Annotated in this window: 20 protein-coding genes and 3 pseudogenes; 11 read left to right on the forward strand and 12 right to left on the reverse strand. The window is 73.3% G+C overall.

Translation table 11 applies throughout. From position 1 onward, the window contains the following. The first annotated feature begins 9 nt into the window (after positions 1 to 9). On the forward strand, positions 10 to 327 hold the full coding sequence (locus ACH5AO_RS01260) for a protealysin inhibitor emfourin (RefSeq protein WP_398920523.1): 318 nt from the start codon (positions 10 to 12) through the stop codon (positions 325 to 327). 147 nt (positions 328 to 474) lie between these two features. Here the strand turns inward: ACH5AO_RS01260 and ACH5AO_RS01265 are convergent. Further along, a pseudogene (locus tag ACH5AO_RS01265) lies at positions 475 to 656 on the reverse strand (IS5/IS1182 family transposase); the annotation flags it as partial. Between the two features lie 98 nt (positions 657 to 754). Here ACH5AO_RS01265 and ACH5AO_RS01270 point away from each other — a divergent pair. The 3 genes from ACH5AO_RS01270 (at position 755) to ACH5AO_RS01280 (ending at position 3,974) form a co-directional block, all read left to right on the forward strand. Next, complete coding sequence (locus tag ACH5AO_RS01270; protein WP_398920525.1) at positions 755 to 1,168, forward strand: hypothetical protein; 414 nt, start codon at positions 755 to 757, stop codon at positions 1,166 to 1,168. A 110-nt stretch (positions 1,169 to 1,278) separates the two neighbouring features. Then, entirely contained in the window at positions 1,279 to 1,986 is a 708-nt protein-coding gene (locus tag ACH5AO_RS01275) for a hypothetical protein (RefSeq protein ID WP_398920526.1), read from the forward strand. A 689-nt stretch (positions 1,987 to 2,675) separates the two neighbouring features. Next, the gene (locus ACH5AO_RS01280; RefSeq protein ID WP_398920528.1) at positions 2,676 to 3,974 is read left to right on the forward strand and encodes a glycosyltransferase; all 1,299 of its coding nucleotides are present in this window, start codon (positions 2,676 to 2,678) and stop codon (positions 3,972 to 3,974) included. Between the two features lie 50 nt (positions 3,975 to 4,024). On the opposite strand, the pseudogene ACH5AO_RS01285 reads toward ACH5AO_RS01280, so the two are convergent. The 3 genes and pseudogenes from ACH5AO_RS01285 to ACH5AO_RS01295 form a co-directional block, all read right to left on the reverse strand. Further along, positions 4,025 to 4,258, reverse strand: a pseudogene (locus tag ACH5AO_RS01285) (transposase); the annotation flags it as partial. Next, complete coding sequence (locus tag ACH5AO_RS01290; protein ID WP_398921067.1) at positions 4,149 to 4,553, reverse strand: transposase; 405 nt, start codon at positions 4,551 to 4,553, stop codon at positions 4,149 to 4,151. The pseudogene ACH5AO_RS01285 and the gene ACH5AO_RS01290, both read right to left, overlap by 110 nt. A 3-nt stretch (positions 4,554 to 4,556) precedes the next feature. Next, entirely contained in the window at positions 4,557 to 4,718 is a 162-nt protein-coding gene (locus ACH5AO_RS01295; protein WP_398920530.1) for a hypothetical protein, read from the reverse strand. A gap of 278 nt (positions 4,719 to 4,996) precedes the next feature. Between ACH5AO_RS01295 and ACH5AO_RS01300 the strand changes: the two are divergent. Both ACH5AO_RS01300 and ACH5AO_RS01305 read left to right on the forward strand, forming a co-directional pair. Next, positions 4,997 to 5,274, forward strand: a pseudogene (locus tag ACH5AO_RS01300) (IS3 family transposase); the annotation flags it as partial. 461 nt (positions 5,275 to 5,735) lie between these two features. Next, positions 5,736 to 7,115, forward strand: coding sequence for an MFS transporter (locus tag ACH5AO_RS01305; RefSeq protein ID WP_398920531.1), 1,380 nt, complete (start codon positions 5,736 to 5,738; stop codon positions 7,113 to 7,115). Between the two features lie 44 nt (positions 7,116 to 7,159). Here ACH5AO_RS01305 and ACH5AO_RS01310 read toward each other — a convergent pair whose 3' ends face one another. The 4 genes from ACH5AO_RS01310 to lnt all read right to left on the reverse strand — a co-directional run bounded on the left by ACH5AO_RS01310 (position 7,160) and on the right by lnt (position 12,269). Then, entirely contained in the window at positions 7,160 to 9,169 is a 2,010-nt protein-coding gene (locus ACH5AO_RS01310) for a helix-turn-helix domain-containing protein (protein ID WP_398920533.1), read from the reverse strand. A gap of 87 nt (positions 9,170 to 9,256) precedes the next feature. Further along, a complete protein-coding gene (locus tag ACH5AO_RS01315; protein WP_398920535.1) occupies positions 9,257 to 10,057 on the reverse strand; it encodes a 3-hydroxybutyrate dehydrogenase in 801 nt (266 codons plus the stop codon). Positions 10,058 to 10,111: 54 nt separating this feature from the next. Continuing rightward, positions 10,112 to 10,591 carry an NUDIX hydrolase gene (locus ACH5AO_RS01320; RefSeq protein ID WP_398920537.1) on the reverse strand — a complete coding sequence of 160 codons (480 nt, stop codon included), beginning with the start codon at positions 10,589 to 10,591 and terminating at the stop codon, positions 10,112 to 10,114. Between the two features lie 64 nt (positions 10,592 to 10,655). Next, positions 10,656 to 12,269, reverse strand: coding sequence for an apolipoprotein N-acyltransferase (gene lnt, locus ACH5AO_RS01325; protein WP_398920539.1), 1,614 nt, complete (start codon positions 12,267 to 12,269; stop codon positions 10,656 to 10,658). 271 nt (positions 12,270 to 12,540) lie between these two features. Here lnt and ACH5AO_RS01330 point away from each other — a divergent pair, with 271 nt between their 5' ends. Then, positions 12,541 to 13,587, forward strand: coding sequence for an O-antigen ligase family protein (locus ACH5AO_RS01330; protein WP_398920541.1), 1,047 nt, complete (start codon positions 12,541 to 12,543; stop codon positions 13,585 to 13,587). A 292-nt stretch (positions 13,588 to 13,879) separates the two neighbouring features. Here the strand turns inward: ACH5AO_RS01330 and ACH5AO_RS01335 are convergent, their stop codons facing one another. Together ACH5AO_RS01335 and ACH5AO_RS01340 are read right to left on the reverse strand one after the other, a co-directional pair. Next, a complete protein-coding gene (locus ACH5AO_RS01335) occupies positions 13,880 to 14,425 on the reverse strand; it encodes a hypothetical protein (RefSeq protein WP_398920543.1) in 546 nt (181 codons plus the stop codon). Between the two features lie 50 nt (positions 14,426 to 14,475). Continuing rightward, complete coding sequence (locus ACH5AO_RS01340) at positions 14,476 to 15,270, reverse strand: glutamate racemase (RefSeq protein ID WP_398920545.1); 795 nt, start codon at positions 15,268 to 15,270, stop codon at positions 14,476 to 14,478. Positions 15,271 to 15,286: 16 nt separating this feature from the next. Here ACH5AO_RS01340 and ACH5AO_RS01345 point away from each other — a divergent pair, with 16 nt between their 5' ends. Further along, complete coding sequence (locus tag ACH5AO_RS01345) at positions 15,287 to 16,504, forward strand: glycosyltransferase (protein ID WP_398920547.1); 1,218 nt, start codon at positions 15,287 to 15,289, stop codon at positions 16,502 to 16,504. A 7-nt stretch (positions 16,505 to 16,511) separates the two neighbouring features. Here the strand turns inward: ACH5AO_RS01345 and ACH5AO_RS01350 are convergent, their stop codons facing one another. Then, positions 16,512 to 17,789 carry a TerD family protein gene (locus ACH5AO_RS01350; RefSeq protein WP_398921068.1) on the reverse strand — a complete coding sequence of 426 codons (1,278 nt, stop codon included), beginning with the start codon at positions 17,787 to 17,789 and terminating at the stop codon, positions 16,512 to 16,514. Positions 17,790 to 18,085: 296 nt separating this feature from the next. On the opposite strand from ACH5AO_RS01350, the gene ACH5AO_RS01355 reads away from it, so the two are divergent. The 3 genes from ACH5AO_RS01355 (at position 18,086) to ACH5AO_RS01365 (ending at position 22,095) form a co-directional block, all read left to right on the forward strand. Further along, positions 18,086 to 18,541, forward strand: coding sequence for a DUF6643 family protein (locus tag ACH5AO_RS01355; protein ID WP_398920549.1), 456 nt, complete (start codon positions 18,086 to 18,088; stop codon positions 18,539 to 18,541). A 383-nt stretch (positions 18,542 to 18,924) separates the two neighbouring features. Next, positions 18,925 to 19,530, forward strand: coding sequence for a hypothetical protein (locus tag ACH5AO_RS01360; RefSeq protein ID WP_398920551.1), 606 nt, complete (start codon positions 18,925 to 18,927; stop codon positions 19,528 to 19,530). 123 nt (positions 19,531 to 19,653) lie between these two features. Then, on the forward strand, positions 19,654 to 22,095 hold the full coding sequence (locus ACH5AO_RS01365) for a right-handed parallel beta-helix repeat-containing protein (RefSeq protein ID WP_398920553.1): 2,442 nt from the start codon (positions 19,654 to 19,656) through the stop codon (positions 22,093 to 22,095). Here ACH5AO_RS01365 and ACH5AO_RS01370 read toward each other — a convergent pair. After that, entirely contained in the window at positions 22,065 to 24,434 is a 2,370-nt protein-coding gene (locus tag ACH5AO_RS01370) for a hypothetical protein (protein ID WP_398920555.1), read from the reverse strand. The genes ACH5AO_RS01365 and ACH5AO_RS01370 overlap by 31 nt on opposite strands. Between the last annotated feature and the right edge of the window lie 287 nt (positions 24,435 to 24,721).

Consider the following 24,721-nt stretch of genomic DNA (forward strand, 5'->3'; position numbering starts at 1 on the left):
AGAGGTGTCATGAGGGTAACGCTGGCAACGCGCGGCGGGCTGGCGGCGCCGGTCGTCGCCGGCCTCCCGCCGAACACGGTGGACACCGACGCGCTGCCCGAGAGCGCTGCGGCCGAGTTGTCCCGGCTGGTGGCCGCGGCCGTCCCGGCGGCTGCGACGGCCGCGGGAGACCGGGAGCCCCACAGGCGCGCGCCGGATGCCATGAGCTACTCGATCACGGTCGAGGAGGGCGGCCACTCGTCCGTTCTCGTCCAGTCGGACTCGGACATGTCCCCGCAGTTCGCGGCGTTGCTGCGGTGGCTCAAGGAGCACGGCAGGCGCGAGTGAACGCTTCTCGTCCCGAGCGTCGGGCGATCTCGATGGCGTGAACGGCGGTGACCGTGCGACCGATGCGGTCGGTGCCGCACCGGGCCCTGCGGAGGGTCCGCCCTTGCCCGAGGCGGGCGAAGGCGCGTTCGCCCGGTGCTCGCAGCCGGGCGTGAGGCCGGCGACGATCCGGTCCGCGGCGGACTTGGAGACCCCGGACAACGGGGCCGGCTGCCGCAGGTGAGGTTCGTCCGCCCGTACGCGGCCACCGGCTTCGTGAACTGTCGTGGTCCCAGCCCGGTGAACGGGGCCGTCCAGGAAGGTCCCGACGCCGTGATCACACCAGCCACGGCAAGATCGTCTCGCCTTGATCACGCTTCAGGGCCCGCAGCCTCTGGCGGAACGTATCTCGATCGTCCGGACGGCTTCCGTATGAGATCCTCCGCCCGTGGCCACGGAGACCGAGGTGGGGGAGCTGTTGCGCCGGCGCGGCTGGCGGACGGCATTCACGGTCGCGGAAAGGGTGAACGCGTGGGCCGCCCTGGTGAGCGCCGTCGAGCGCGGTTACGGCGACGACATCCACGAGTACACCAATGACCTCTCCTGCCGAGACTGGCTGCACGAGGCGTGGCTCCTGCTGGACGAACACGTCGTCCAGCTTTGGACCCCACAGATCAAAGCTCTGGACGACCGGTACAGAGCCGCGACCGTCGACGACGACGGCCATGCACTCGACCAGTTCCACCGGCTGCCCGGCCCCGACCTGTGGTGGTGGCGGCGACACCCGCGCATCCTCACCGGAGATCTCGGGCGTTCACTTCGCTCGGCCGGTGCCATCGGCACCGGCCCTGACGCAACATGACCGTCAGCCTTGTGGGGTCACGGAACAGCGCATGGAAATTCCGGCAGAACAACCTTCCAGCCTCGTTGGAGCCTGCACGGTGGGTAACGGCCGCGTGCGAGGATGCTGCTGTGCTGCATGGGATCGACGCGGTGGACTGGGCTTCCATACCGGGCCATCCCCATTGGTACGAACCGGATCGTGCCGCCCGCGGTCTGCATGACCTGGCCAAGGCAGCGAACCCGGTACAGGCGGCGGAGGCCGGCTCGCGCCTCGGCGGCGGTGGGATCGTCCATGGTCACAGTGCCGCTGTGTTCCCAGCGGCTGCGGTTGCGGCTCCACTGCTGCTGGACATCGCCCAGCAGGGCCATGCGGCGGCAAGGGACACCGCGTTGGGGCTGCTTGACGAGGCCCTGTCGTGCTGTCCGCATGCCGGGTACACGCGGGTGGTGGCTGCTGACGGCACCGCGGTCCCCGTCTGCCGTGCCATCGCCCACCATCTGCGAGCCCGCACCGAATTCCTTGTCGGGCTGGGCAGGAGGGGCAAGTCATTGCTGGCCGACGCGGCCGCGCACTGGCGCTTCGAGATCCGCGAGTGCGTGGCCCACGGCAGTGACACGGCGGCCTTCGGCATCTTGGCCGGCCGTCTCCCCGACGGCGCGCATGCGGCGGAAATGCATCTCGCCGGCACCATTACCGTGCTGAGCGAACTCACCCTCGCATACCCGCCCGAGGAGGGCTCTCGCGAAGCGTGCCTGCGGGTGATCGCCCGGGATCCGGGCGAACTGCCGCCAGGCGCCCTGTTGTTTCCGGCGGAGTGCGGAGACCGCGTGCACTGACTCGCTCCCCTGAGACGTCTTTGCATGAGCCGGCATGGTGGCCGCACGCATAGCCGGCCCTCGGACTATGGTGTCCCGCCACATGTGCGCCTGACCTGCGGATTCCTACGGTGCGGCGACACGCGAACGTCTCCGTCACACCCCAGTAAGTGGTGCCGATGTCGTCGCCCGCAACCGCTCCACCAGCACCGGACAACCTCAAGCGCATCGTCGCCGCGTCCCTCATCGGCACCACCATCTAGTGGTACGACAACTCATCCGATCAAAACTACGACCTGCTGTTTTCCCGCCGCTGCCCCACCGAGGTCAGCACCGAACCAGCACCGGAGGAGCTCGTGCCGACCGGGGAACAAGGACGTCCCCGGTACGGTCGGCTGCGGCCCTGACGGCGGGCATCGATGATCGTCACTCACCGTAACGCGAGCTGCGTTCCTGTCCGAGCGGAATGACGCATGGGCCGAAGCCCACCGCTCCATGCGTGGCCTCGGCGGGAGGCCGCGCGGAACGGGACTCGCCCGCACGGCGAGCACCTCACCGTGGGACCGGCCCGACCACCTGGCAGTTGCGCTCACACCGGCCGGCCCGCGACCACGAGCGGCGGTCCGAGGACGACGGTTCCGGTGGTCTTGCCCGGCATCCGGATTCGGTGCGAGACTTCGGAACACCCGTCATGATCAAAGGAGTTGGGCTTGTCGCCTACGGGAGGACCGGCACGGCCCCTGACCGTCCTCTTCGCACCGGAGAGCGCGTATGGGCCGACGAACAACTGCGTGGGCATCGGGGACGTCCTGCGCCGCCGGGGGCACCGTGTGGTGTTCGCCGCGGAAGCGTCCTGGAAGGGCCGTCTCACGCCGTTCGGTTTCGAGGAGGAACTGGTCGATCTGGCCCCGCCGCCCGAACAGCCCCAGGAAGCGGGCCAGTTCTGGAAAGACTTCATACGCGACACCGCACCCGAGTTCCGGAAGCCGACCATCGAGCAGTTGGGCACCTGGATCAAGCCGGTGTGGGAGGAGCTGATCTCCGGCGCCCGGTACTGCGAACCGCGGCTGAAGGAGATCATCGACCAGGTCCGGCCGGATGTGATCGTCGAGGACAACGTCGTGTGCTTCCCGGCGTTGACCACGGCGGGTGTTCCTTTCGTGCGGATCGTCTCGTGCAACCCGCTGGAGATGAAGGGCGAGCGCGTTCCGCCGCCGTTCTCCGGGCACCCGGCCGGGGACCGGAGCGAGTGGGACGCGTTCCGCGCCGCGTACGACCGCACGCACCGGGGCCTGTGGAGCGACTTCAGTGCCTGGGTGACCGAGCAGGGCGCGCGTCCGCTGCCCGACCTGGAGTTCATCCATGAGGGCGACCTGAACCTGTACGTCTATCCCGAGGCGGCCGACTACACGGACGCCCGCCCGCTGGGCCCCACCTGGCACCGGCTGGACTCGTCGGTCCGCGAGACGCGGGAGGAGTTCACGCTGCCGCCCGGTCTGGCCGACGGCGGCGGCGCGCTGATCTATTTCAGTCTCGGATCGCTCGGCTCGGCCGACGTGGACCTCATGCGCGGGGTCATCGCCTCGCTCGCCCGCACCCCGCACCGCTACATCGTTTCCAAAGGCCCGCTGCACGAGGAGATCGAGCTGCCGCCGAACATGTGGGGCGAGGAGTTCCTGCCGCAGCCCCGGATCCTCCCGCTCGTCGACCTCGTCATCACGCACGGCGGCAACAACACGACCACCGAGGCCCTCCACTTCGGCAAGCCCATGATCCTGCTGCCGCTCTTCTGGGACCAGCACGACAACGCCCAGCGCATGGCCGAACTGGGTTACGGCGTCCGGCTCGACCCGTACCGCTTCACCGACGCCCAGCTCCACGGCGCGATCGACCGCCTGCTCGGCGACACGGCCCTGCGACGCACCCTGACCGAGACCGGTGAGACGATCCGGGCGCGTGACGGACTGCACACGGCCGCGGACCTGATCGAGCGGGCCGCCACGGGTTGATCCCACTGTCCTCGGACGAATCGTGCCTCATTCCCCGACCACCTGCGCTGCGGCGGGCTGTTGCCTGGTGGCGTCTGCGCCAGTGGGACCAGTGCAGCAGTCTGCCCGCGGGCACGGCCGGTGCCGCGTGCCTCCAGGGCGGCACGCAGTCGCGGGTCCTGGCCGTAGGCTTCGTCACCGGTCACCCATGGTGCCGACACCCCGGAGTCCAGCGCGGCGGCGATCATCTCCCGGGCCAGGCGGGGCTTGGTCGCGAACCGGACCTCGTCGGGTATCCCGGCCGCCCGGCGGCGTTCGGGATCGGTGCACCAGGACTGCCCGGGCAGGTAGAGACGGCGGTCGACCAGGGACCACCCCCCGGCTGGTGGCACAGGCGAGGAAGACGTCGGCCTGGGAGTTCTCGATGCGCCCGGCGGTACCGGTGTACTGGCGCTGGACGCCCGCCGAGGCGCGGCCCTTCTCCACGAAGCCGATCTCGTCCACGATCAGCCCCGCGCCCTCGGCGCCGAGGTGTTCGACGGCGTAGGCCCGGATGTCGTCACGGACCGCATCGGCGTCCCAGCGGGCGCAGCGCAGCAGCCGCTATATCGGCCCCGGCCGCGCATGGCCTGCCTGCACAGCCAGCTGCCGGCAGTTCTTCCGCTCGGCGCGCGACAGCAGCCCGAGCAGATAGGCACGGGCCGTCCTGCGTGGTTCAACCCGGTTGAACCGTCCTGCGATCCGGTCCATGGCCTGCTCGAACATCGCCCGGCATCGGGCGCCGTCTATCTGTGACCTGCGGCCACCGCACGATCGTCATGAGTCCACACAACTCTTGATGATCACGCGGTGGCCGCACCCGTTCCCAGCCGGGTCCGCGACAAGATCGCGAAGTCACACTGGAGTACTAGAACGTGACCCAGACGTGGGTGCCGTTGCCGACGGAGCAGCGGAAGGCTGGGGCAGTTGCGGCGTTGTCAACGATCAAATCGTGACCGTCCGCACAGCGTCGAGCTGGACACGCTTTTCCTGCTGGAGAGGGCCGGAAGTTCGTGTCCGTTCTCTCAGGTCACGACCTGGCCGGCTCCATGGGCCGGTCGGTGCGGCTGGCGACATCCCGGCCATGGAGAGCTTCTTCTCGCTGCTGCAGAAGGCAGTCCTCGACCGCCGCACCTGGGCCACCCGTCAGGAGCTGCGGATCGTGATCGTGACCTGGATCGAGCGCACCTACCACCGAGGCTGACGTCAGAGACGCCTGGCCCGATCGACCCCCGTCGAGTACGGGACCATCATGACCCCAGCCGCAGCCCTGGCTGCATGAACCCCGCTGTCACCCAACCCTGCAGCAGTCCCTTTTCTGTGGGCCCGATGCTGCTCATGACGCACCGCCAGCAAACGAAGTACCTCCTGGGACCAACGTGCACCGCGCCCAAGCACAGCGCCTTTGCCAGTGCCGACGGCGGCTGAGCGGCAAGGCCGGACTCGGTCTCTCAGTCCGGTCGCCTGCCATGCAACGACTCTGAGGCGATCAATCCAGATGCCCGAGTGCAACGGAGCGTAGTCAGCACGGCATCGTCAAATCACCCTGAACTACGCGTCCCGGACGGCACTCGTTTTGACCACCATCGATCACGTGAACCGCCTTTCCGCGAGCCGGCATGGTGGCCGCACGCATAGCTGACCCTCGAACTATGTTGCCCCGCCACATGTGCGCCTGACCTGCGGATTCCTACGGTGTGGCGACACGCAAACGTCCCCGTCACACCCCAGGAAGTGGTGCCGATGTCGTCGCCCGCAACCGCTCCACCAGCCCCGAACAACCTCAAGCGCATCGTCGCCGCGTCCCTCATCGGCACCACCATCGAGTGGTACGACTTCTTCCTCTACGGCTCCGCCGCCGCGCTCGTCTTCAACGAGTTGTTCTTCCCGGACTCCGATCCGCTGGTCGGCACGCTGCTGTCGTTCCTGACGTACGCCGTCGGGTTCGCCGCGCGGCCGCTCGGCGCGCTGGTCTTCGGGCACTACGGGGACCGGCTCGGGCGCAAGAAGCTGCTGGTGCTGAGCCTGCTGATGATGGGCGGGGCGACGTTCGCGATCGGGTTGCTGCCCACGCACGCGACCGTCGGCAGTGCCGCGCCCGTGCTGCTCACCGTGCTGCGGCTGGTCCAGGGGTTCGCGCTCGGTGGTGAGTGGGGCGGTGCCGTGCTGCTGGTGTCCGAGCACGGGGACGCGCGGCGGCGCGGGTTCTGGGCCTCGTGGCCGCAGACCGGTGCGCCGGCGGGGCAGTTGCTGGCGACCGGTGTGCTGGCGCTGCTGACCGCCGTGCTGTCGGACTCCGCGTTCGGGGCCTGGGGCTGGCGGGTCCCGTTCCTGCTGTCCGGGGTGCTGGTGATCGTCGGTCTGTGGATCCGTCTCTCCGTCGACGAGTCGCCGGTGTTCAAGCGGGCGCTGGAGCGGGCCGAGGCCCGTGAGGCGGACGCCGGCACGGAGCGGATGCCGGTCGTGGCGGTCCTGCGGCACCACTGGCGTGACGTGCTGGTGGCGATGGGGGCGCAGATGGCGGAGAACATCAGTTACTACGTGATCACCGCGTTCATCCTCGTGTACGCGACCACGTCCGCCGGGGTGTCGAAGCAGACCGCGCTCAACGCGGTGCTCGTCGCCTCGGCGGTCCACTTCGCCGTCATCCCGGCCTGGGGCGCGCTGTCGGACCGGCTCGGGCGGCGTCCGGTGTACCTGATCGGCGCGGCCGGGGTGGGGTTGTGGATGTTCCCGTTCTTCGCGCTGATCGACACCGGCGGTTTCGGCAGCCTGCTGCTGGCGGTGACCGTGGGGCTGGTGCTGCACGGGGCGATGTACGCGCCGCAGGCCGCCTTCTTCTCCGAGATGTTCGCGACCCGGATGCGCTACTCCGGTGCCTCCATCGGCGCCCAGTTCGCCTCCGTGGCCGCGGGCGCGCCGGCGCCGCTCATCGCCACGGCGCTGCTCTCGGACCACGGCAGCTCCACGCCGATCTCGCTCTACGTCATCGCGGCGAGCCTGCTGACGATCGTCGCCGTGGCGGCCGCCGAGGAGACCCGGCACCGGGACCTGGCGGACGCGGACCCGTCGGGTGGCGCGGGCGAACCGGTCGAGGCGGTGCGGGACGCGCGCACCGTCTGATCCCCGTACGGCACTGACCCCCGTACACGGTGCGTGTACGGGGGTCAGTGCCGTACGGGAGTCGGTGTGCCTCCGGACAGGCGGTGCAGGCGCAGGGCGAGCTGGATCTCCAGGGCCCGCGCCGGGCTCTGCCAGTCGTCGCCGAGGAGGCGGCCGACGCGTTCCAGCCGCTGGGCGACCGTGTTGACGTGGACGTGCAGTTCGTCCTTGGTGCGGGCGGGGCTCATGCCGCAGGCGAAGTAGGCGTCGAGGGTGCGCAGCAGCTCGGTACCGCGTCGTCCGTCGTACGCCACGACCTGGCCGATGGTGCGGGTCACGAAGCCGGTGATGTCCCGCTCACCGGCCAGCAGCAGCCCCAGGAAGCCGAAGTCCTCGGCGGCGGAGCCGTCACCTGCGCGGCCGAGGAGGCGCAGGGCGTCGAGGCAGCGGCGGGCCTCCGCGTAGGCCGCCGCCACGGCGTCGGGGCGGACGGTGAGGTGTTCGACCGGGGCGGACGCGCCGACGGTGACCGGTTCGCGGACGGCCGTGCCCAGGTGGCGGGCGGTGCGGCGGGCCAGCTCCGTGGCGGTGTCGCCGGGGGCGAGGGGCAGCAGCAGGACGGTGCCGCCGTCGCGTGCGACGGCGAGGCCCTGCCGGGTGGCCGCGAGGTGGGAGGCCGCGGCCCACAGCCGTCTGCGGGCGTCCGCCTCCTCGTCGGCGTCGGCGGGGCCCTCCAGGCGGGCGGCGAGCACGGTGTGGGTGGCGTCGAGGTCGGCGTGCAGCCGGGCCGCGCGCTCGCGCAGCAGGCGCGGGTCCCGGTCGCGGGCGTCGAGCAGGTCGTCGAGCAGCTCGCCGCGGACGCGCTGTTCGGCCTCGGCGGCGGAGCGGCGGGCGAGCAGCAGCAGTGAGGTGACCATGGCCGCGCGTTCCAGCGTGCGCTGGTCGACGGGATCGAGGCCGGGGTGGCCGCGCAGGACCAGCGCGCCGAGGAGTTCGTCGCCGGCGGCCACCGCGGCGATCCAGTCGTCCCGGTGCCGTACCGCATGACCCTCCGCCCGTGAGGACTCCAGGGCCCGGCCGGGTGCCGCGGCGGCCTCGGTGAACTCGACCGTGCCGTCCAGGACCTGGGAGACGGCGGCGGCCACGTCGTGCACCCCGCCGCCGCGCAGGACCAGTTCGGCCAGCCGGTCGTGGACGTCCGAGGCGCGCTCGATGACCGCGCTGCGGTCCTTGATGATCTCGTTGGCGCGTTCCAGTCCGGCGAGGGCCGTGCGGGTCTCGGCGAGCAGGTTGGCGGTGTCGATGGCGGCCGCGGCGAGGGCGGCGAAGGAACCGAGCAGGGCGATCTGCTCCCGTTCGAAGACCCGGGCCCGCCGGTCCGCGGCGAACAGGACGCCGATGACGTGGTGCCCCAGCATCAGGGGCACGCCGAGGATGGCGACGAGTCCCTCGTCCCGCACGCCGGTGTCGATGCTGTGGGTGTGCTGGAAGCGGTCGTCGCGGAAGTAGTCGTCGGTGACGTAGGGGCGGGCGGTCTGGGCGACGAGGCCGCCGAGCCCCTCCCCCATGCCGAGGCGCAGCTGCTGGAAGCGGGCGGCGACCGAGCCCTCGGTGACCCGCATGTAGGTGTCGCCCCTGACCGGGTCGTTCAGGCTGAGGTAGGCGACGTCGGTGCCGAGCAGGGAGCGGGCGCGCTGCACGATCGCCCGGAGCACGGCGTCCAGGTCGCGCAGTCCGGCGAGGTCGTGGGCGGTCTCGAAGAGGGCGGACAGCTCGGCCTCCCGGCGGCGGCGCCCCTCCAGCTCCGCGCGCACCCGCAGGGCGAGCGCCTTGGCCTGCTGGAGGGCGGCGATCCGTCCGGCGGGCAGTCCCTCGGCGCGGGCGAGCAGCACCGGCTGCTCGTACGCCTCGGCGGAGGCGCCTCGGGCCAGCAGCTCCAGGAAGGGCGTCTCGGCGCTGCCGGAGGCGGGGCCGGGTGCGCCGCCGGGCACGGGGCCGGCGGCGGGGTGCGCCCGGTCCGGCGCTCCGGCAGCGGGGGCGGGACGCTCGGCGGACTGCGCGTGATCGCGGGACATGCTCACAGGATTCCTCATCCCTCGGCCGTCCCGTCAGGCCTGTGGAAAACCCTCCCGGCCGACAGCCGGCCGCCGACGGCCGATGCCTCAGTGCGCGGTCCAGCCGCCGTCCAGGACCAGTGAGGTGCCGGTCACGAAGGACGCGTGCGGGCCGCACAGGTAGGCCACCGCCTCGGCGACCTCCTCCGGTTCGATGAGCCGCCGGACGGCGCTGTCCCGCAGCATCACCTCGGACAGGACACGCTCCTCGGGAAGGCCGTGGGCCCGGGCCTGGTCGGTGATCTGCTTCTCGACCAGTGGGGTGCGCACATAGGCGGGATTCACACAGTTGGAGGTGACGCCATGGGACGCGCCTTCGAGGGCGGTGGTCTTGGACAGTCCCTCCAGACCGTGTTTGGCGGCCACATAGGCGGATTTATAGGCCGAGGCGCGCAGACCGTGGACCGAGGACACATTGACGATGCGGCCCCATCCCTGGCCGTACATGTGGGGCAGGGCGCCCCGGATGAGCCGGAAGGGTGCCTCCAGCATCACGGTGAGCACCGTGTGGAAGACGTCGGGCGGGAACTCCTCGATGGGGCGGACCAGCTGCAGCCCTGCGTTGTTGACCAGCACGTCGGTGCCGGCGGCGGCGAGCTCGGCGGCGTCCAGGTCGGTGAGGTCGAGGACGTGCGGCTCGACCGCGCCCTCGAGGTCCGAGGCCGCGTCGACGAGTGTCTCCAGGCCGGCGGCGTCCCGGTCGACGGCTCTGACCTCGGCCCCGGCGGCCGCGAGCCGCAGCGCGCAGGCGCGGCCGATGCCGCCGGCGGCGCCGGTGACGAGGGCGGTACGGCCGGCGAGGTCGAGCGGGGTGGCGTGGAGGGCCGGGAGGGCACGGGACGCGGTCATGTCTCGACCCTAGGCAGCACCCGTACGCCACCCCATGTGGTCAGGCCCTACAGTTCAGCCAAGTCCAGTGGGGTCGAACCATGTGGGTGCGTCGGACATGGCTTGCTTGATCCGAAAGTGCGCGAACTCGTTGAGCTCCGGCAGCGCGTCCACGGCGAACCAGCCGACGTCCAGCGATTCGTCGTCGTTGACCCGCGCCTCACCGCCGAGGGCACGGCAGCGGAAGGTGATGTCCATGTACTGGCAGACGTCGCCGTTCTCGTACGTCACCGGTTCCAGCGCCTGGACCAGGACGACCCGTTCGACGGCGCAGCGCACCGCGGTCTCCTCCTCGACCTCCCGCACGGCGCAGGCCGCGGGCTGCTCCCCGGGATCGGGGATGCCGCCGATCACCGACCACTTGCGGGTGTCGGTCCGGCGGTTCAGCAGGATTCTGCCCTCGTCGTCGAAGACGAGCGCGGTGACCCCGGGGAGCCAGAGCAGCTGATGACCGGCGGAGGCGCGCAGGGTGCGGATGAAGTCAGGAGTAGCCATGCCCCGACCCTAACCGGCCGGTCAGGGCCCTTTCCGGCGCTTCAGGGGGCGTGCGGCGGGCGTACTACCGCACGTCACCGGCGCGTCGCCCGCGCACCCCGGCGGCGACCGCCCAGCCCAGTCCGCCCGCGGCGACCAGGACGAGGGCGATCTCCGGGAGGATGCCGAGGCGGGTTGCGGGAGTCCGGGAGGTGCGCAGCGGCACCTCCTGGACCAGCGAGTCGGCGACGAACATGCCGGTCTTCCGCGTGATCTCCCCGTCGGGCATGATGATCGCGCTGACCCCGCTGGTCACCGGCACGGTGACGGCGCGGCTGTGCTCCACGGCGCGGACCCGGGACATGGCGAGCTGCTGGTAGGTCATCTCGCTGCGGCCGAAGGTGGCGTTGTTGCTGGGCACCGAGATCAGCTGGGCGCCGGCGGTGACCGTGTCGCGCACCGCCCAGTCGAAGGCGGCCTCGTAGCAGGTGACCAGGCCGACACCGGCACCGTTCATGGTGAAGACGCCCGGTTCGCCGCCCCGGCTGAAGTCCCGGCTGACCATCGACGTCCAGTTCTCGTTGATCGCCCCCACCAGCGAGCGCAGCGGGAGGTACTCGCCGAACGGCTGGATCTGCCGTTTGTCGTAGGTGTCGACGGGGCCCTTCTCCGGGTCCCAGAGGATCTGCTCGTTGAGCAGCTCGCCGTCCCGGTCGACCACGCCGCCGACCGAGACGGGCGCGCCGATGGCCTTGGCCGCCTTGTCGATGACGGTGCGCGCGTCGGGGTTGGTGAAGGGGTCGATGTCGGAGGAGTTCTCCGGCCACAGCACGATGTCGGGACGCTCGGTCTTGCCGGCCGCGACGTCGGCGGCCAGGCGCTCCGTCTCCCGCGCGTGGTAATCGAGGACCGCGCGCCGCTGGGAGTTGAAGTCGAGACCGAGGCGGGGCACGTTCCCCTGGATGACGGCGACGGTCACGGTGCCGGTCTCGGCCTTGTCGCTGACCAGCGACCGGGCGGCGAAGGCGGCCACCAGCGGGACAACGGCGCTCAGCACGCCGACGGCCGCCGCGGCCCGCCGTACGGTTCCGGTGCGCCGGGCCCGCAGGGCCAGCCGGACGGTCTCGTACAGGCCGAAGCCGCACAGCACGACGGCGAAGCCCAGCACCGGGGTGCCGCCGAGCGCGGCGAGCGGCAGGAAGACCCCGTCCGCCTGGCCGAACGCGACCTTGCCCCAGGGGAAGCCGCTGAACGGTACGCGCGCGCGTACCGCCTCGCCGGCGATCCACAGCGCCGCCGCCCACACCGGCCACCCGGGGAGTTTCGACACCGCGGCGACGCCCGCGCCGACCAGCGCGACGAAGACCGCCTCGATCACCACGAGGGCGATCCACGGGCCGGGGCCGACCTCCACACCGGTCCACACCAGCAGCGGCAGCAGGAAGCCGAGGCCGAAGAGGTAACCGAGGCCGAGTGCCGCCTTCCAGCTCCGGCCGCGCAGCACCCAGCCGAAGACGGCGAAGGCGGGCAGGGCCAGCCACCACAGGGTGCGCGGCGGGAAGCTGACGTAGAGGAGCAGGCCCGAGAGCGCGGCTGCGGCGGCCGGGAGGAGGCGCACGAGCCGCCTGCCCCGCGCCGGTGGCGCGGTCTGCGGCGGCATCGGGTCCGACTCGCCGACGGAGGTTGCGGTGACGGTCACTCCGGGAGTCTACGGCGCGTGACCTGGCGGCCGACAGCGCGGTCGGCGGGCACGGGGCACCGGGCGGGCCCGTGCTCCCTCCGGGTGCGCGGGCCGCGTGCCGCATCGTTTCCGCACGACTTGTCACCACAACATCCCCAAACCGGGCACCAGCCGTTACGGTGTGCCGGTGCCCTGGTCGTGCGGCCCGTCGCGGTGCCGGCGGCGGCCGGGGCCCGTCACAGGTCGGGGGCGACGACGTGGTGCGGGGGGCGGGGTGGGTTCCACGGAGATGGCTTCCGCCGGTCCGGATGCGGACGGCGAGAGACGGATCGGTCCGGACGCGGCGGGGGTCGCGGTACTGGGGGTCTGCGCGGCCTGGCCGCTGATCACGGCGGCGGCCCGGGGCGGCCGCCCGGAGGGCATGCTGCTCGCGGTCCTCGCCGTGGCCGCGGGCTACGCGGCGGGCCGGATCGGCGGGGCGCTGCTGCCGGTGGCGGCGCCGTGCGCGGGTGCCCTGGCCGGCGTCGGCCTGACGGTGGCGGTGCCGCGACTGGCGCCGGGCCCTCAGATCACCGCTCCGCTGGGGCACGCCGGTGCGACGACCGCGATGCTGGCCCTGTCGGCCGGTGCCGCCTGCTGCGCGGCCTGGGCGGCCTCGGCGCCGGCGGTGCGGTCGGCGCTGCTCCTGCTGGCCGCGGGGATCGTGGTGGCCGCGGCCGTGGTGGGCTCCGTCCCCGGGTGCGTCGCCGGCGCGGCGGTGCTGCTGTGCTCCCTCGCCGTGGGCCGGGTGCGGCGCCGGGGTCCCGTCCTCGCCGGGCTGGCCGTGGCGGCCGCAGGGGTGACGGGGGTGATCTGGGCGGTGGCCGGTGGTGCCGTACCGGAAGGATTCGCCGCGTCGCTGGAGGGGCGGCTGACCACGCACCGCGTGGGGCTGTGGCGGGATGCGCTCGGCATGGTCCGGGAGCATGCGTGGCTGGGTGTGGGGCCGGGGCGTTTCGGGGAGCTGAGCACGGTGTCCGGCCGGTCACCGCTGTCCGACGGCAAGCCGCACTCCGCTCCGCTGCAGCTGGCGGCGGAGCAGGGGATCGTGGGGGTGGTGCTGTCGGGGCTGGCCTTCGGGTGGCTGGTGTACGCGCTGTGGCGCAGTCCGCGGGCCGCGCCGGTGGTGCTCAGTGCGGGGGCGGCTCTGACCGCTCTCGCCGTGATCGCCGCGGTGGGCAACGCGTTGAGCTTCACGGCGGTGTCCGTGGGCGCGGGGCTGCTGGCGGGGCTGGCCACGTCCCGGCCGTTCGCGGAGGACGCGGGACCGTCCGCGCGGGGGCGCGTGGTGCGGTGACCAGCGCTCGCGGGGGGGTGTTCGCGCGGCCCGGCGCTTGCGGGGTGCCTCCCCCACTCTCGGCTTCTCCCCCACTCTCGACTCCGCTCGAGCGGGGGGACCCCCATGAGCGGGAGGTACCCCCATCGCCCACCCTCCCCCACCCTCGGCTGCGCTCGGGCGGGGGGACCCCCATCGCCCTGGGGGTACCTCCCAGGCCCTTAAGGCACTGGGGGAGGCGCGACTGCCCGCGGGGACGGAGGCACGCGGCTGCCCGCGGGAACGGGGGCGGGGCTGCCCGCGGAGCGGTGGTTCAGTGGGTCGTGCCTGGTTCGTGGGGGCGGAGGCGGCCGCGGATGACCGTCACCGCCGCTTCCGCGTCGTCCACCGTCACCGTGAAGGTGTGGCCGTCCCACAGGCGCAGGACGATGCCCTCACCCCGGCGTACGACGACCGCCGTGCCCTTCTCCGGCCGCCAGCGGTACCCCCAGCCGCCCCAGTGCCGCGGCGTGACGTGCGGGGCGAACTCCGCGCCCGCGACGTGCGAGAGCGGGATGCGGCGGCGGGGGACGCCGATGTGGCCGCAGCGCACCTCCAGATGCTCCTCGTCGACCCGCAGCGCGACGTGCACGAAGGCGAGGGTGCCGAACAGGACCAGCAGCCCGGCGGCGATGCAGCCGACGACGGCCATGGCCAGCGGCGCGATGCCGGACGTCCACTGGGAGTCGACGGCCAGCGCGATGCCGAGCGCCAGGCAGGCGACGCCGATCAGCGCCAGGAACCACTGGCAGCGGTTGGTCGCGCGACCGGTCCAGACCCCGGAGTACGGGGCGTGCTCGCCGTGGCGGTGGTCCCTCATGGATCCGAGGTTACTCAGAATCCGCTCCGCGGGTACCGCGTGGCGCAGCGTTACTGGGCCGTCCGGGCGGCAGCGGCGTGCCGCAGCAGCCTGCCCTCCGCGTAGGTGAGCGCGGCCGCGGGGAGCGCGCCCTCGCGTCCGCTCAGCAGCACCGTCAGGGTGCCGCTCGCCGGCGCTCCGGGGTCGGGCTGCTCGCCGAGGCGGCGCAGGGCCTGGGCGGCCACCGCTCCGGCGGAGCCGTGCAGGGCGAGCGGCGGGCGGCCGGGGCGCTGCACGGCGGCCCGGATGCGCTCGGCGACCAGTTCGTAGTGGGTGCAGCCCAGGACGACGGTCGTCACGTCGTCCGGGGTGAGTTCGGCGGCCGCGGCGACGGCGGCGTCGATCGCCGTCCCGTCCGCGCGCTCCACCGCCTCGGCCAGCCCCCAGCACGGCACCTCGGTGACGGTGACGCCGTCGGCGAAGTTCTCGATCAGGTCCCGCTGGTAAGGGCTGCCGGTCGTGGCCGGTGTGGCCCAGATCGCCAGCGGTCCGCCGCCGGCCGCGGCCGGTTTGATCGCCGGGACGGTGCCGATGACCGGCAGGCCGGGCTCGAGGCGGGCGCGCAGGGCGGTGAGGGCGTGCACCGTGGCGGTGTTGCAGCCGACGATCAGCGCGTCGGGCCGGTGCGCGGCGGCCGCCTCGGCGACGGCGAGGGCACGCTCGGTGAGGTCCTCCGGGGTCCTCGGTCCCCAGGGCATGCCGTCGGGGTCGAGGGAGAGGACGAGACCCGCGTCGGGGCGCAGGCGCCGTACCGCGGCGGTGGCCGCCAGCAGACCGATTCCGGAGTCCATGAGCGCGATCTTCACCCGGCCACGATAGACGATGAGCCGCTTCGGGCCCCCGCCGTGGGGCAGACTTCGGCAGGTGAGCGCCGTTGTGTGGAGTGCCGCCGGATCCCTCGCCGCCTGGTCGTGGCTGCTGTTCTGCCAGGGCTTCTTCTGGCGTACGGATGTGCGGCTCCCGCCGTCCCGCGACCCGGGGACCTGGCCGTCGGTGTGCGTCGTGGTCCCCGCGCGGGACGAGGCGGCGGTGCTGCCCGCGAGCCTGCCCTCGCTGCTCGCCCAGGACTATCCGGGCCGGGCCGAGGTCTTCCTCGTCGACGACGGCAGTACGGACGGCACCGGGGAGCTCGCGCGGGAGCTCGCGGACCGGCACGGCGGGCTGCCGCTCACGGTGGACTCCCCTGGCGAGCCGCCCGCCGGCTGGACCGGCAAGCTGTGGGCGGTGCGGCACGGCATGGGGCTGGCACGCGCGCGTGACCCCGAGTACCTGCTGCTGACGGACGCCGACATCGCGCACGCCCCGGACAGTCTGCGCCGGCTGGTGGCGGCGGCCTGTACCGGTGGGTTCGACATCGTGTCGCAGATGGCCCGGCTGCGGGTGGAGAGCCTCTGGGAACGCCTGGTCGTACCGGCGTTCGTCTACTTCTTCGCGCAGCTGTACCCGTTCCGCCGGATCGGGCGGGCGGGGACCCGGACGGCCGCCGCGGCGGGCGGCTGCGTGCTGCTGCGCGCCGAGGCGGCCGGGCGGGCGCGGGTCCCGGACGTGATCCGGCAGGCCGTCATCGACGACGTGGCGCTCGCCCGCGCGGTGAAGCGGAGCGGCGGACGGGTCTGGCTGGGGCTCGCGGACCGGGTGGACAGCGTGCGTCCGTATCCGCGGCTGCGGGATCTGTGGCGCATGGTGGCGCGGAGCGCGTACGCGCAGCTGCGGCACAGTCCGGTGCTGCTGGCCGGTACGGTCGCCGGGCTGGCGCTGGTGTACCTGGTGCCGCCCTTCGCGGTGCTCGTGGGCGCGGTGACGGGGAGCGGGACGGCGACGGTCCTCGGTGCGGCGGCCTGGCTGGTGATGACGGGGACGTACGTGCCGATGCTCCGGTACTACCGGCAGCCGCCGTGGCTCGCTCCCCTGTTGCCGTTCACCGCGTTCCTGTACCTGCTGATGACGGTGGACTCGGCGGTGCGGCACCACCGGGGGCGCGGTGCGGCCTGGAAGGGCCGCACCTACGCGCGTCCGGACGCCGTGCCGGACGAGGGGTGAACGGCCCTCACTTGCGGCCGGGGGTCCAGTTCATGCCCCACCCGTAGGCGTGGTCGACGGTGCGCTGCGGGCTCACCCCGCGCTCGGGGACCAGGTAGCGGGCCTCGCGCCGGACGACGAGCTCGCCGCCGCCGGTGTTGGTGATCAGGGCGAGCGCGCACACCGTCGAGGGGACGGTGCACTCGTCGAGGGAGAAGTCGATCGGCGCGCCGTGCTGCGGCCGGAGGGTGACCGTGGCGTGCAGGTCGGCGAAGGAACGGGCGCCCTCGTAGATGGTGACGAAGACGAGGACGCGCCGGAGGAGGTGCTTGTGGTCGAGGTTGACGGTGAGGTTCTCGCCGCTCGCCACGGCACCGGTGCGGTCGTCGCCGTCCAGGTGGATGAAGGGGGGCTGGTGCAGTGCCCCGAAGGCGTTGCCGAGGGCCTGGACGACGCCCTTGCGGCCGTCGGTGAGCTCGTACAGGGCGCACAGGTCGAGGTCGAGGTCGGAGTGCAGGGCGACCGGGCGGCCCAGTTTCCCGGCCCACCCCGAGAACTGCTTGCGGACCTCCCAGTTGAGGTTCACGTGCAGGGCGCCCGACGTGCCGCCCTGCTTGGTCAGGGAGACGGAGGGTGCCGCCTTGGTGAGCGTCACCTTCGTCAGCCGGACCGGCGCGGGGGGAGCGGACGGCGGCGGGGGCGGTGCGACCGGAGGGGACATGGTGACCGGGGGCGCGACGGGCGGCACCGGGGCCGCGGAGCCGACGGGCGCCGCGGGGGTGTGCTGCGGCTCGTCCACCGTGATGCCGTAGTCGGTGGCGAGGCCCTCGAGTCCGCTGCTGTAGCCCTGGCCGACGGCACGGAACTTCCAGGCGCCCTGGCGCCGGTAGAACTCGCCGAGGACGAACGCCGTCTCGGTGGTCGCGCCCGTGCTGTCGAAGCGCGCCGCCACGGTGCCGTTCGCGGCGTCCTTGACCTCGATGGACAGGTCCGGGACCTGTCCGAACGTGCCGCCGTCGCAGGAGGCGGCCAGGATCACCGTCTCGATGCCGGGCTCCACGCGCGTGAGGTCGACGAGCAGGGTGTCGGTGGCCCGCCCTCCCACGTCCCGCTTGCCCTCGTGGCGCACGGCGCCGGAGGCGTGGGCGGGCTGGTTGTAGAAGACGAAGTCGTCGTCGGAGCGGACCCTCCCGCCGGCCAGCAGGAGGGCCGAGGCGTCCGCGTCGGGCACGCCGGGGCCCGAGCGCCGGCCCACGTCCACCCGCAGTACCGTCGTCGGCACCGGCGTGTTCGATCCCTTCGGCATTGACATGTCCGCCCCCATTCACGGGTCGCCGTGCCAGGCCGGGTCCCGGCATCCGTCGGCCTTCGTCCGCACAACTTATTCCTCCGCGCGGGGAACTCCCACGGGGCGTGCGCGGGAACGGGCGACCAACCGCCGGTAACCGGCCCGGAACTCGGCCTTTACACGAGCGAGGTTCGTCGATACACCCGTTTTCTGTAAATTCGCTCGTATTGGTGATCTCCAGTCACGGCGGGCACGGAAAACAACCCTCTTATCGGTCTCCCCAACCAGCACATCGTGGGCTTAACTTATGTGCCATGACCTCCCCCCGCTCCACTTATGGCGGCGGCTACTACTCCGCTGCCTTCCCGGACACCCCGATCTACGACTCGCTCGTGGCCGAGCGTGGTACCCCGCAGATCGCCCCGATCCGGGTCCCCGCCGCGTACGAGGCGCCGGCCGGCCATCTGCCCGCCCTCCCCTCGGCGTTGCCCGCCCTCCCGGCGGCCCCGTCCCAGCCCTCCTACGGCTACCCGCAGGCGCCGCAGCCCGCCCCGCTCCAGCAGGCGCCCGCGGCGTACGTCCCGCAGCAGGTGCCCGCCGCGTACATCCCGCAGCAGGCGACCGCGCCGCGCGGCTACCCCGGCCCCCAGCCGCAGCCGCCGCGTCCGGCTCCGCCCGCCGGCTACGAGGCGATGCGCCCCGCGGCTCCGCGGCCGGGTCCCGCTCCCTACCAGGACCCGTACAACGGTCAGCAGTACCGCGGGTACTGAGCCTGCCCGGGGCTGTCGGTGCCGTACGGCACGACGGCCCCGCGGGCATGCCCGTCCGCACCCGATTCGCCGGAGGCCCCGAGGCCGCTTCCGGCTGCCCCCGGGGAGAGGGAATCGGAACTTCCGCCCGGCGGGCGGAGAACGCGGCCTCGCCTCGGACGGCGCCGACCGCCGCGCTTCGTGCGGGGCGCCGCCGGACTTCCGGCCGCCGCTGTCCGGCGGCCCGCGCCGGGGACGGAGGCGCCGGCGTGAGCGCGGAGGTCCGTACGCCGCGGTTCCCCTCGCGAACACGGGAACCAGGACCCGGGTTCGCGCGTTGGCCTTTCATGAGAGCTCCATGAGAGATCCGTGAAGGGACCGGCGGGGGGAAGGGGGCGCGGACCGTGCGAGCGATCAGCGGACTCTGGCGCTGGCGGCACAACCCGTTGTGCCGCGGGACCGACCTGGCCGAGGCCTGGATGGCGTTCGCGGCACTGCTGCTCGTCCTCGTCGCCGCCCCGGTGGTCGGCGTGCTCGTCGGAAGTGCCGCCCAGGACGTCCTGCAGCGTTCCGTCCGCGCCCAGCACCAGTCCCGCCACCTGGTGACGGCCACGGTGGTGCGCGAGCTCGATCCGTCCCCGTCGGCCGCCGACCCGGAGGGCTCCGTCGGAGGGGATCCGCGCCACCGCGTCCTCGCCCACTGGACCGCGCCGGACGGCACCGAGCGGAGCGGTCCGGTGCCGACGCGCCTGGAGGACCCTCGACCGGGCGCCCCCTTCCGAATATGGACCGACGGCCACGGGACCACGGTGGCCCGCCCCCTGGACACCGCGACGGCCACGACGCACGCCGTGCTCGCCGGCGTCGGCGCGGCCCTGATGGCCGCGGCCCTCGTCGAGGGATTCAGACGGCTGGCCGTCCGGCACATGCTCCGCCGCCGGTACGCGCGTTGGGACCAGGCGTGGGACAAGGCGGGCCCGGACTGGGGCAGGACCGGGGCCGGCAGCTGACCGACGTCACGGCTCTGGTCAACCCGGTGCCCGCGCGCACGCTACGGTGGTCCGGCCGAACCGATCGGCGGCGACACGCACGCGAACGAGCCACGTACGACAAGGTGGGGGCACAGCTACGCCATGGCACAGGGCACGGTCCAGGTGACGCACACCGGCACATCGCGGTGGCGGCGCCGCACGGGTGAGTACGCATCGCTCGCCGCCGCCCTGGAGGCCGCGGCCGAGGGGGACGTCCTCACCATCGCTCCCGGCACCTACCGGGAGAACCTCGTCGTGCAGCGGGCGGTGACCCTGCGCGGCCCCGAGGGCTCACCCGGCTCGGTGCGCATCGCGCCCCCGGACGGCGTTCCGCTGACCGTGCGCGCCTCGGCGGTGGTCCAGGACCTGCACGTGGAGGGGCAGGACGCCACCGCCCCGGCCGTGCTGGTCGAGGGGGGAACCCCGGAGCTGCGCGACATACGCGTGGTCACCCGGTCCGCGGCCGGCATCGAGGTGCGCGGCGGTGCCCGGCCCACGGTGCGCCGCTGCACGGTCGACAATCCGGCGGGCACCGGCATCGCCGTCCTGGACGGCGGGGGCGGGGTGTTCGAGGAGTGCGAGGTGCTCGCCGCGGGGCAGGCGGGGGTCGCGGTGCACGGCGGTGCCCGCCCCCGCCTCGAGCGCTGCCGGGTGCACCACGCCTCGGGTTCGGGACTGACCTCGACCGGGGAGAACTCGGCGCTGGAGGCGGTGGGGTGCGAGGTCTACGAGGTGCGGGGCAGCGGTGTCCAGGTCAGCGGCCGCGCCACCGCGCACCTCACCGACTGCGACGTGCACCGCACGACCGGGGACGGCATCACGCTCGACACGGACGCGGTGCTGACGCTGGCCGACTGCCGGATCCACGACATCCCGGAGAACGCGGTCGACCTGCGGTCCCGCTCGGTGCTCACCCTGACCCGCACCAGCGTGCGGCGGTTCGGCCGCAACGGTCTGTCGGTGTGGGACCCGGGCACCCGCGTGGACGCCAACCAGTGCGAGATCTTCGACAGCACCGGTGACTACCCGGCGGTGTGGGTGAGCGACGGCGCCACCGCCGTACTGGAGTCCTGCCGGGTGCACGACGTGCCGGACGCCCTGTTCGTGCTCGACCGCGGTTCCCGCGCGGACGTCGTCGACAGCGATCTGACGCAGGTGCGCAACACGGCCGTGTCGGTGAGCGACGGCGCCACCGCGCAGCTCGACGACTGCCGGATCCGGGAGGCGGCGACGGGCGCCTGGTTCCGCGACCACGGCAGCGGCGGTACCCTCGCCGGCTGCTCCCTGGACGGCGTGCAGACCGGCGTGATCGTCACCAAGGGCGCCGACCCCACCGTCGAGCGCTGCACCGTCGACTCCCCCGCCGAGGCCGGCGTCTACGTCTCCGCCGGCGGCCGCGGCACCTTCGTGGGCTGCCGGGTCACGGGCAGCGGCGGCTACGGCTTCCATGTGATCGACGGCAGCCGCACGACGCTGCGCAGGTGCCGTACGGAGCGCTGCGCGCGCGGTGGGTACGAGTTCGCCGAGGGCGACGCGGCGTCGTCCGGTTCGGACGGTCCCGTCGTGGAGGACTGCACCAGCGACGAGAGCGGGAGCCTGAAACCGGCGGCGTCGCCGGAGCCGGCCGCCGTGCGGACGGTGAGCCACACCACCGGCCTGCTGAGCACGGTCCCCGCCGCCCGGACGGCCGAGCCGGCACCGCCCGCCCCCGCACCCGGGCCGGAGCGGGAGGCCCGCACCTCCAAGGCCGTGCTCGGGGAACTCGACGCGCTGGTGGGCCTGGAGAGCGTCAAGCGCGAGGTGCGCGCCCTCACCGACATGATCGAGGTGGGCCGGCGCCGGCAGCGGGCGGGCCTGAAGGCGGCGTCGGTCAAGCGGCACCTGGTGTTCACGGGCTCCCCCGGCACCGGCAAGACCACCGTCGCCCGTCTGTACGGCGAGATCCTCGCCTCGCTCGGGGTGCTGGAGCAGGGGCACCTGGTCGAGGTGTCCCGGGTCGACCTGGTCGGCGAGCACATCGGCTCCACGGCGATCCGCACCCAGGAGGCGTTCGAGAGGGCGCGCGGCGGTGTGCTGTTCATCGACGAGGCATACGCGCTCTCCCCGGAGGACGCCGGACGCGACTTCGGCAAGGAGGCCATCGACACGCTGGTGAAGCTGATGGAGGACCAGCGGGACGCGGTGGTGGTGATCGTGGCCGGCTACACGGCCGAGATGGAGCGGTTCCTGTCGGTCAACCCGGGCGTGGCGTCCCGTTTCTCACGGACGATCACCTTCGGCGACTACGGCCCCGAGGAGCTGCTGCGGATCGTCCGGCAGCAGGCCGAGGAGCACGAGTACCAGCTGGCGCCGGGCGCCGACGAGGCTCTGCTCGCGTACTTCACCGACATCCCCAAGGGGCCCGCGTTCGGCAACGGGCGCACCGCGCGGCAGACCTTCGAGGCGATGGTCGAACGGCACGCGAGCCGGGTGGCCCAGCTCGACGAGCCGACCACCGCCGACCTGACCCTCCTCTACGCCGAGGACCTGCCCGCGCTGCCCTGAGCGCCGTCGGGCTCCTCCGTGTGCCGGGGCGCCGGTACCCCGGGACGCAGGCGGGCGAGCAGCCGGCGCCGTTCCTCGGCGAACGCCGGGTCGGCCTGGTAGCCGGAGTGGCCGAGGATCGGCGCGGGCAGCGGGTGGGACTCGGTGCGGCCGTAGGCGAGGGGGTCCTGGAGCGCGGGGCGGTCCACGGCGGGACCGCGGTCGCCGGTCAGCCGCATCGGCCCGCCGATGGGGTCGGTGCGCCGGTGGAGGTTGCGCCAGCAGTCGACCTCCCGGTGCAGGGAGCCGAGCGCGTCCGGGCCGAAGTGGGCCGGGAACCAACGGCCGTACAGCCGCTCCAGCGGGGAGCCGTAGGTCAGCAGCGCGACGCGTCTGCGGGTGGACGGCGGCAGCTGCCAGGCCGTGGCGGCGGCGAGGACGCTGCCCTGGGAGTGGCCGGAGATCACCAGCCGGCCGCCGGTGGCCCGGGTCCAGGTGGCGATCCGCCAGGTCAGATCGGGCACCGCGCGCTCGGCGTAGCAGGGCGGCGCGAAGGGGTGCGCGGCGCGCGGCCAGAAGGTGCCGACGTCCCACAGGATGCCGATGGTGCGCCGCGCGGAGGCGTCCTTGTAGGCGCGGCGGCCCGAGGCGACGAGGAGGACGAAGCCGAGTCCGATCAGCCAGGAGCCCAGCGCCTGCGCGGTCTCGGCGGCGCCGTGGACGACGGCGTGCGAGTCCCGGGTGGCCTCGCCGGGTGTCCTGTCGGTGGCCAGGGCGCCGACGAGGGCGCCGGCGCCGAGCAGCAGGGTCGCGGCGGAGGTGACGGCGAGGACGCGCGGTGCGCGGTCGGTGAGCGTGGCCATGGCGCGCACGGAGGCGATACGGCGGGTGCGGCCGGGGTCGCCCGTCTCGCCGGGGTACTCGCGTTCCACGGCGGCGCGCTCCGCGCGTGCGAGCCGCCAGGCGCGCCCGGCGAGCCAGCCGCACAGCAGCAGCACCAGGACGAGCAGCGGCGGGATGACGGACGCCTGCCAGGTGAGCAGCACGGGCGGGCCGGGGATCGAGGTCCCGGTGCCGTCCAGCCAGTCGGAGACCCGCTGGGAGACACCGCCGGACATGACGCCGCCCAGCGCGCAGGCGAGCATGGCGACCGCCGGTCCGGCCAGGCCCCGCATCGCGGCGCGCCGGTCGGGTGCGGTGCGGTGCAGGCCGCGGGCGACCCCGGCGAGCACGATCACCAGCAGGCCCTGGGCGAGGACGAGGGAGCCGAAGGCGGCGTCGCCCGGCAGCCGGCCCGCCGACTCCCACCCGGGGCGCTCCCACCCGGCGTAGAGCAGGGTGAGGGCGAGCAGGACGAGCGCGGCGAGCGGCAGGTACCGCACCAGGTGCCGGTCGAGTCCGTCGTCCAGCCGGCGTTCGGAGCGGCCCCGGCGGCACACCACCCCCACCACGGCGCCCGCCCCGACGGCCAGCGCCGCCTCCAGGAGGACACCGAGGACGGCCAGGACGGCCGGGCCGCCCGGCTCACGGTCGTGGCGGGCGGCGGCGGAGCCGACCGCGGCGGCGACGGTGAGCAGTCCGGCGGCGGTGTGCGCGGCGCGCAGCCGGGCGACCAGGCGCCGGCCGTACCAGAAGCCGGGCCGGCCCAGCGCGGTGCGTCCGCCGTCCTCCTCGGGCTCGGGGTCGTGGGTCATCGGCTGCTGGGACTCGTACGCGCTCCAGGTGCGCAGGGACAGGAACCACAGCAGACCGGTGAGGGCGGCCGGCACCAGGGCGGCGAGCGCCAGCCTGCGGCCCGGCGCGCTCCACCAGCCGCCGTCGGACGTGCCGGGCGAGAGGAAGCCGAGCCAGGAGTGCCGTTCGGCGCACGCGCGCGTGCCCGCGCACTGCCAGGCGGTCAGGTCGAGGGCGACCTCGCAGGCGGCCGCGACGAGCAGCACCGTCAGGCTGAGTCCGGCCAGCCGCACCAGCAGCCCGTACAGCCGGACCGCGCGCCGGCGGCCGTGGGCGGTGGGGCGCATCCAGTGGGCGAGGTTGACCACCATGAAGGGGAGCAGCAGGAGCCACAGGGCGCGGGTGCCGTTCCCGGAGGTGAGGTTGCACCAGACGTAGGCCTCGGGGACGGGGTCCTCGCGTCGTCCGGCGGGCCGGTGCTCGGCGTCGGCGTCGTCGGCGCGGCGGAACACGGCGGCGATGTCGTCACCGGTGATCCGGACCGTGCGCGGGTCGTCGAGCATCTCCTGGGGGGTGGTGCCGCCCACCCCGTGGACCAGGAGTTCCAGGGCGGTCCCGGACTCGCCGGGCCGCGTCTCGGGACGGCCGGTCCCCTCGGCCGGTCCGTGTCGCTGCGCGCTCTCCACCGATTCGCACTTCCCCCGTGACGTCCCGTCGGTTCCGTCCGTGCGGGCACAGGATCTCCCGTGGCGGAACGGCTCACACCTCTCGTCACGCAATCTCCCCGATACGCGTGACGGGCAAGCAACATACGGGAGACCGGTGGCCTGTGCGCGACGATCCACCGGTGGCGCCGGCCGGGGCACGGCGTGCGAGGATGGGACGTCCGCGCACCGATGACGGGCGGAGGCCCACTCGTCACGGAGGGTGCCGGACGTGTCGGGCGGTTTGCGGCGAAAGGACCGGAGCGTAC

Source organism: Streptomyces sp. NPDC018964 (genome assembly GCF_044390325.1).
Taxonomy (GTDB): Bacteria; Actinomycetota; Actinomycetes; order Streptomycetales; family Streptomycetaceae; genus Streptomyces.

Excerpts from the sequence above, each read along its gene's own strand:
- ACH5AO_RS01260 (WP_398920523.1), top strand. The coding sequence starts at position 10 with ATGAGGGTAACGCTGGCAACGCGCGGCGGGCTGGCGGCGCCGGTCGTC.
- ACH5AO_RS01295 (WP_398920530.1), bottom strand. The coding sequence starts at position 4,718 with ATGTTCGAGCAGGCCATGGACCGGATCGCAGGACGGTTCAACCGGGTT.
- ACH5AO_RS01305 (WP_398920531.1), top strand. The coding sequence starts at position 5,736 with ATGTCGTCGCCCGCAACCGCTCCACCAGCCCCGAACAACCTCAAGCGC.
- ACH5AO_RS01310 (WP_398920533.1), bottom strand. The coding sequence starts at position 9,169 with ATGTCCCGCGATCACGCGCAGTCCGCCGAGCGTCCCGCCCCCGCTGCC.
- ACH5AO_RS01315 (WP_398920535.1), bottom strand. The coding sequence starts at position 10,057 with ATGACCGCGTCCCGTGCCCTCCCGGCCCTCCACGCCACCCCGCTCGAC.
- ACH5AO_RS01320 (WP_398920537.1), bottom strand. The coding sequence starts at position 10,591 with ATGGCTACTCCTGACTTCATCCGCACCCTGCGCGCCTCCGCCGGTCAT.
- ACH5AO_RS01330 (WP_398920541.1), top strand. The coding sequence starts at position 12,541 with ATGGCTTCCGCCGGTCCGGATGCGGACGGCGAGAGACGGATCGGTCCG.
- ACH5AO_RS01335 (WP_398920543.1), bottom strand. The coding sequence starts at position 14,425 with ATGAGGGACCACCGCCACGGCGAGCACGCCCCGTACTCCGGGGTCTGG.
- ACH5AO_RS01345 (WP_398920547.1), top strand. The coding sequence starts at position 15,287 with ATGAGCCGCTTCGGGCCCCCGCCGTGGGGCAGACTTCGGCAGGTGAGC.
- ACH5AO_RS01350 (WP_398921068.1), bottom strand. The coding sequence starts at position 17,789 with ATGCCGAAGGGATCGAACACGCCGGTGCCGACGACGGTACTGCGGGTG.
- ACH5AO_RS01355 (WP_398920549.1), top strand. The coding sequence starts at position 18,086 with ATGACCTCCCCCCGCTCCACTTATGGCGGCGGCTACTACTCCGCTGCC.
- ACH5AO_RS01365 (WP_398920553.1), top strand. The coding sequence starts at position 19,654 with ATGGCACAGGGCACGGTCCAGGTGACGCACACCGGCACATCGCGGTGG.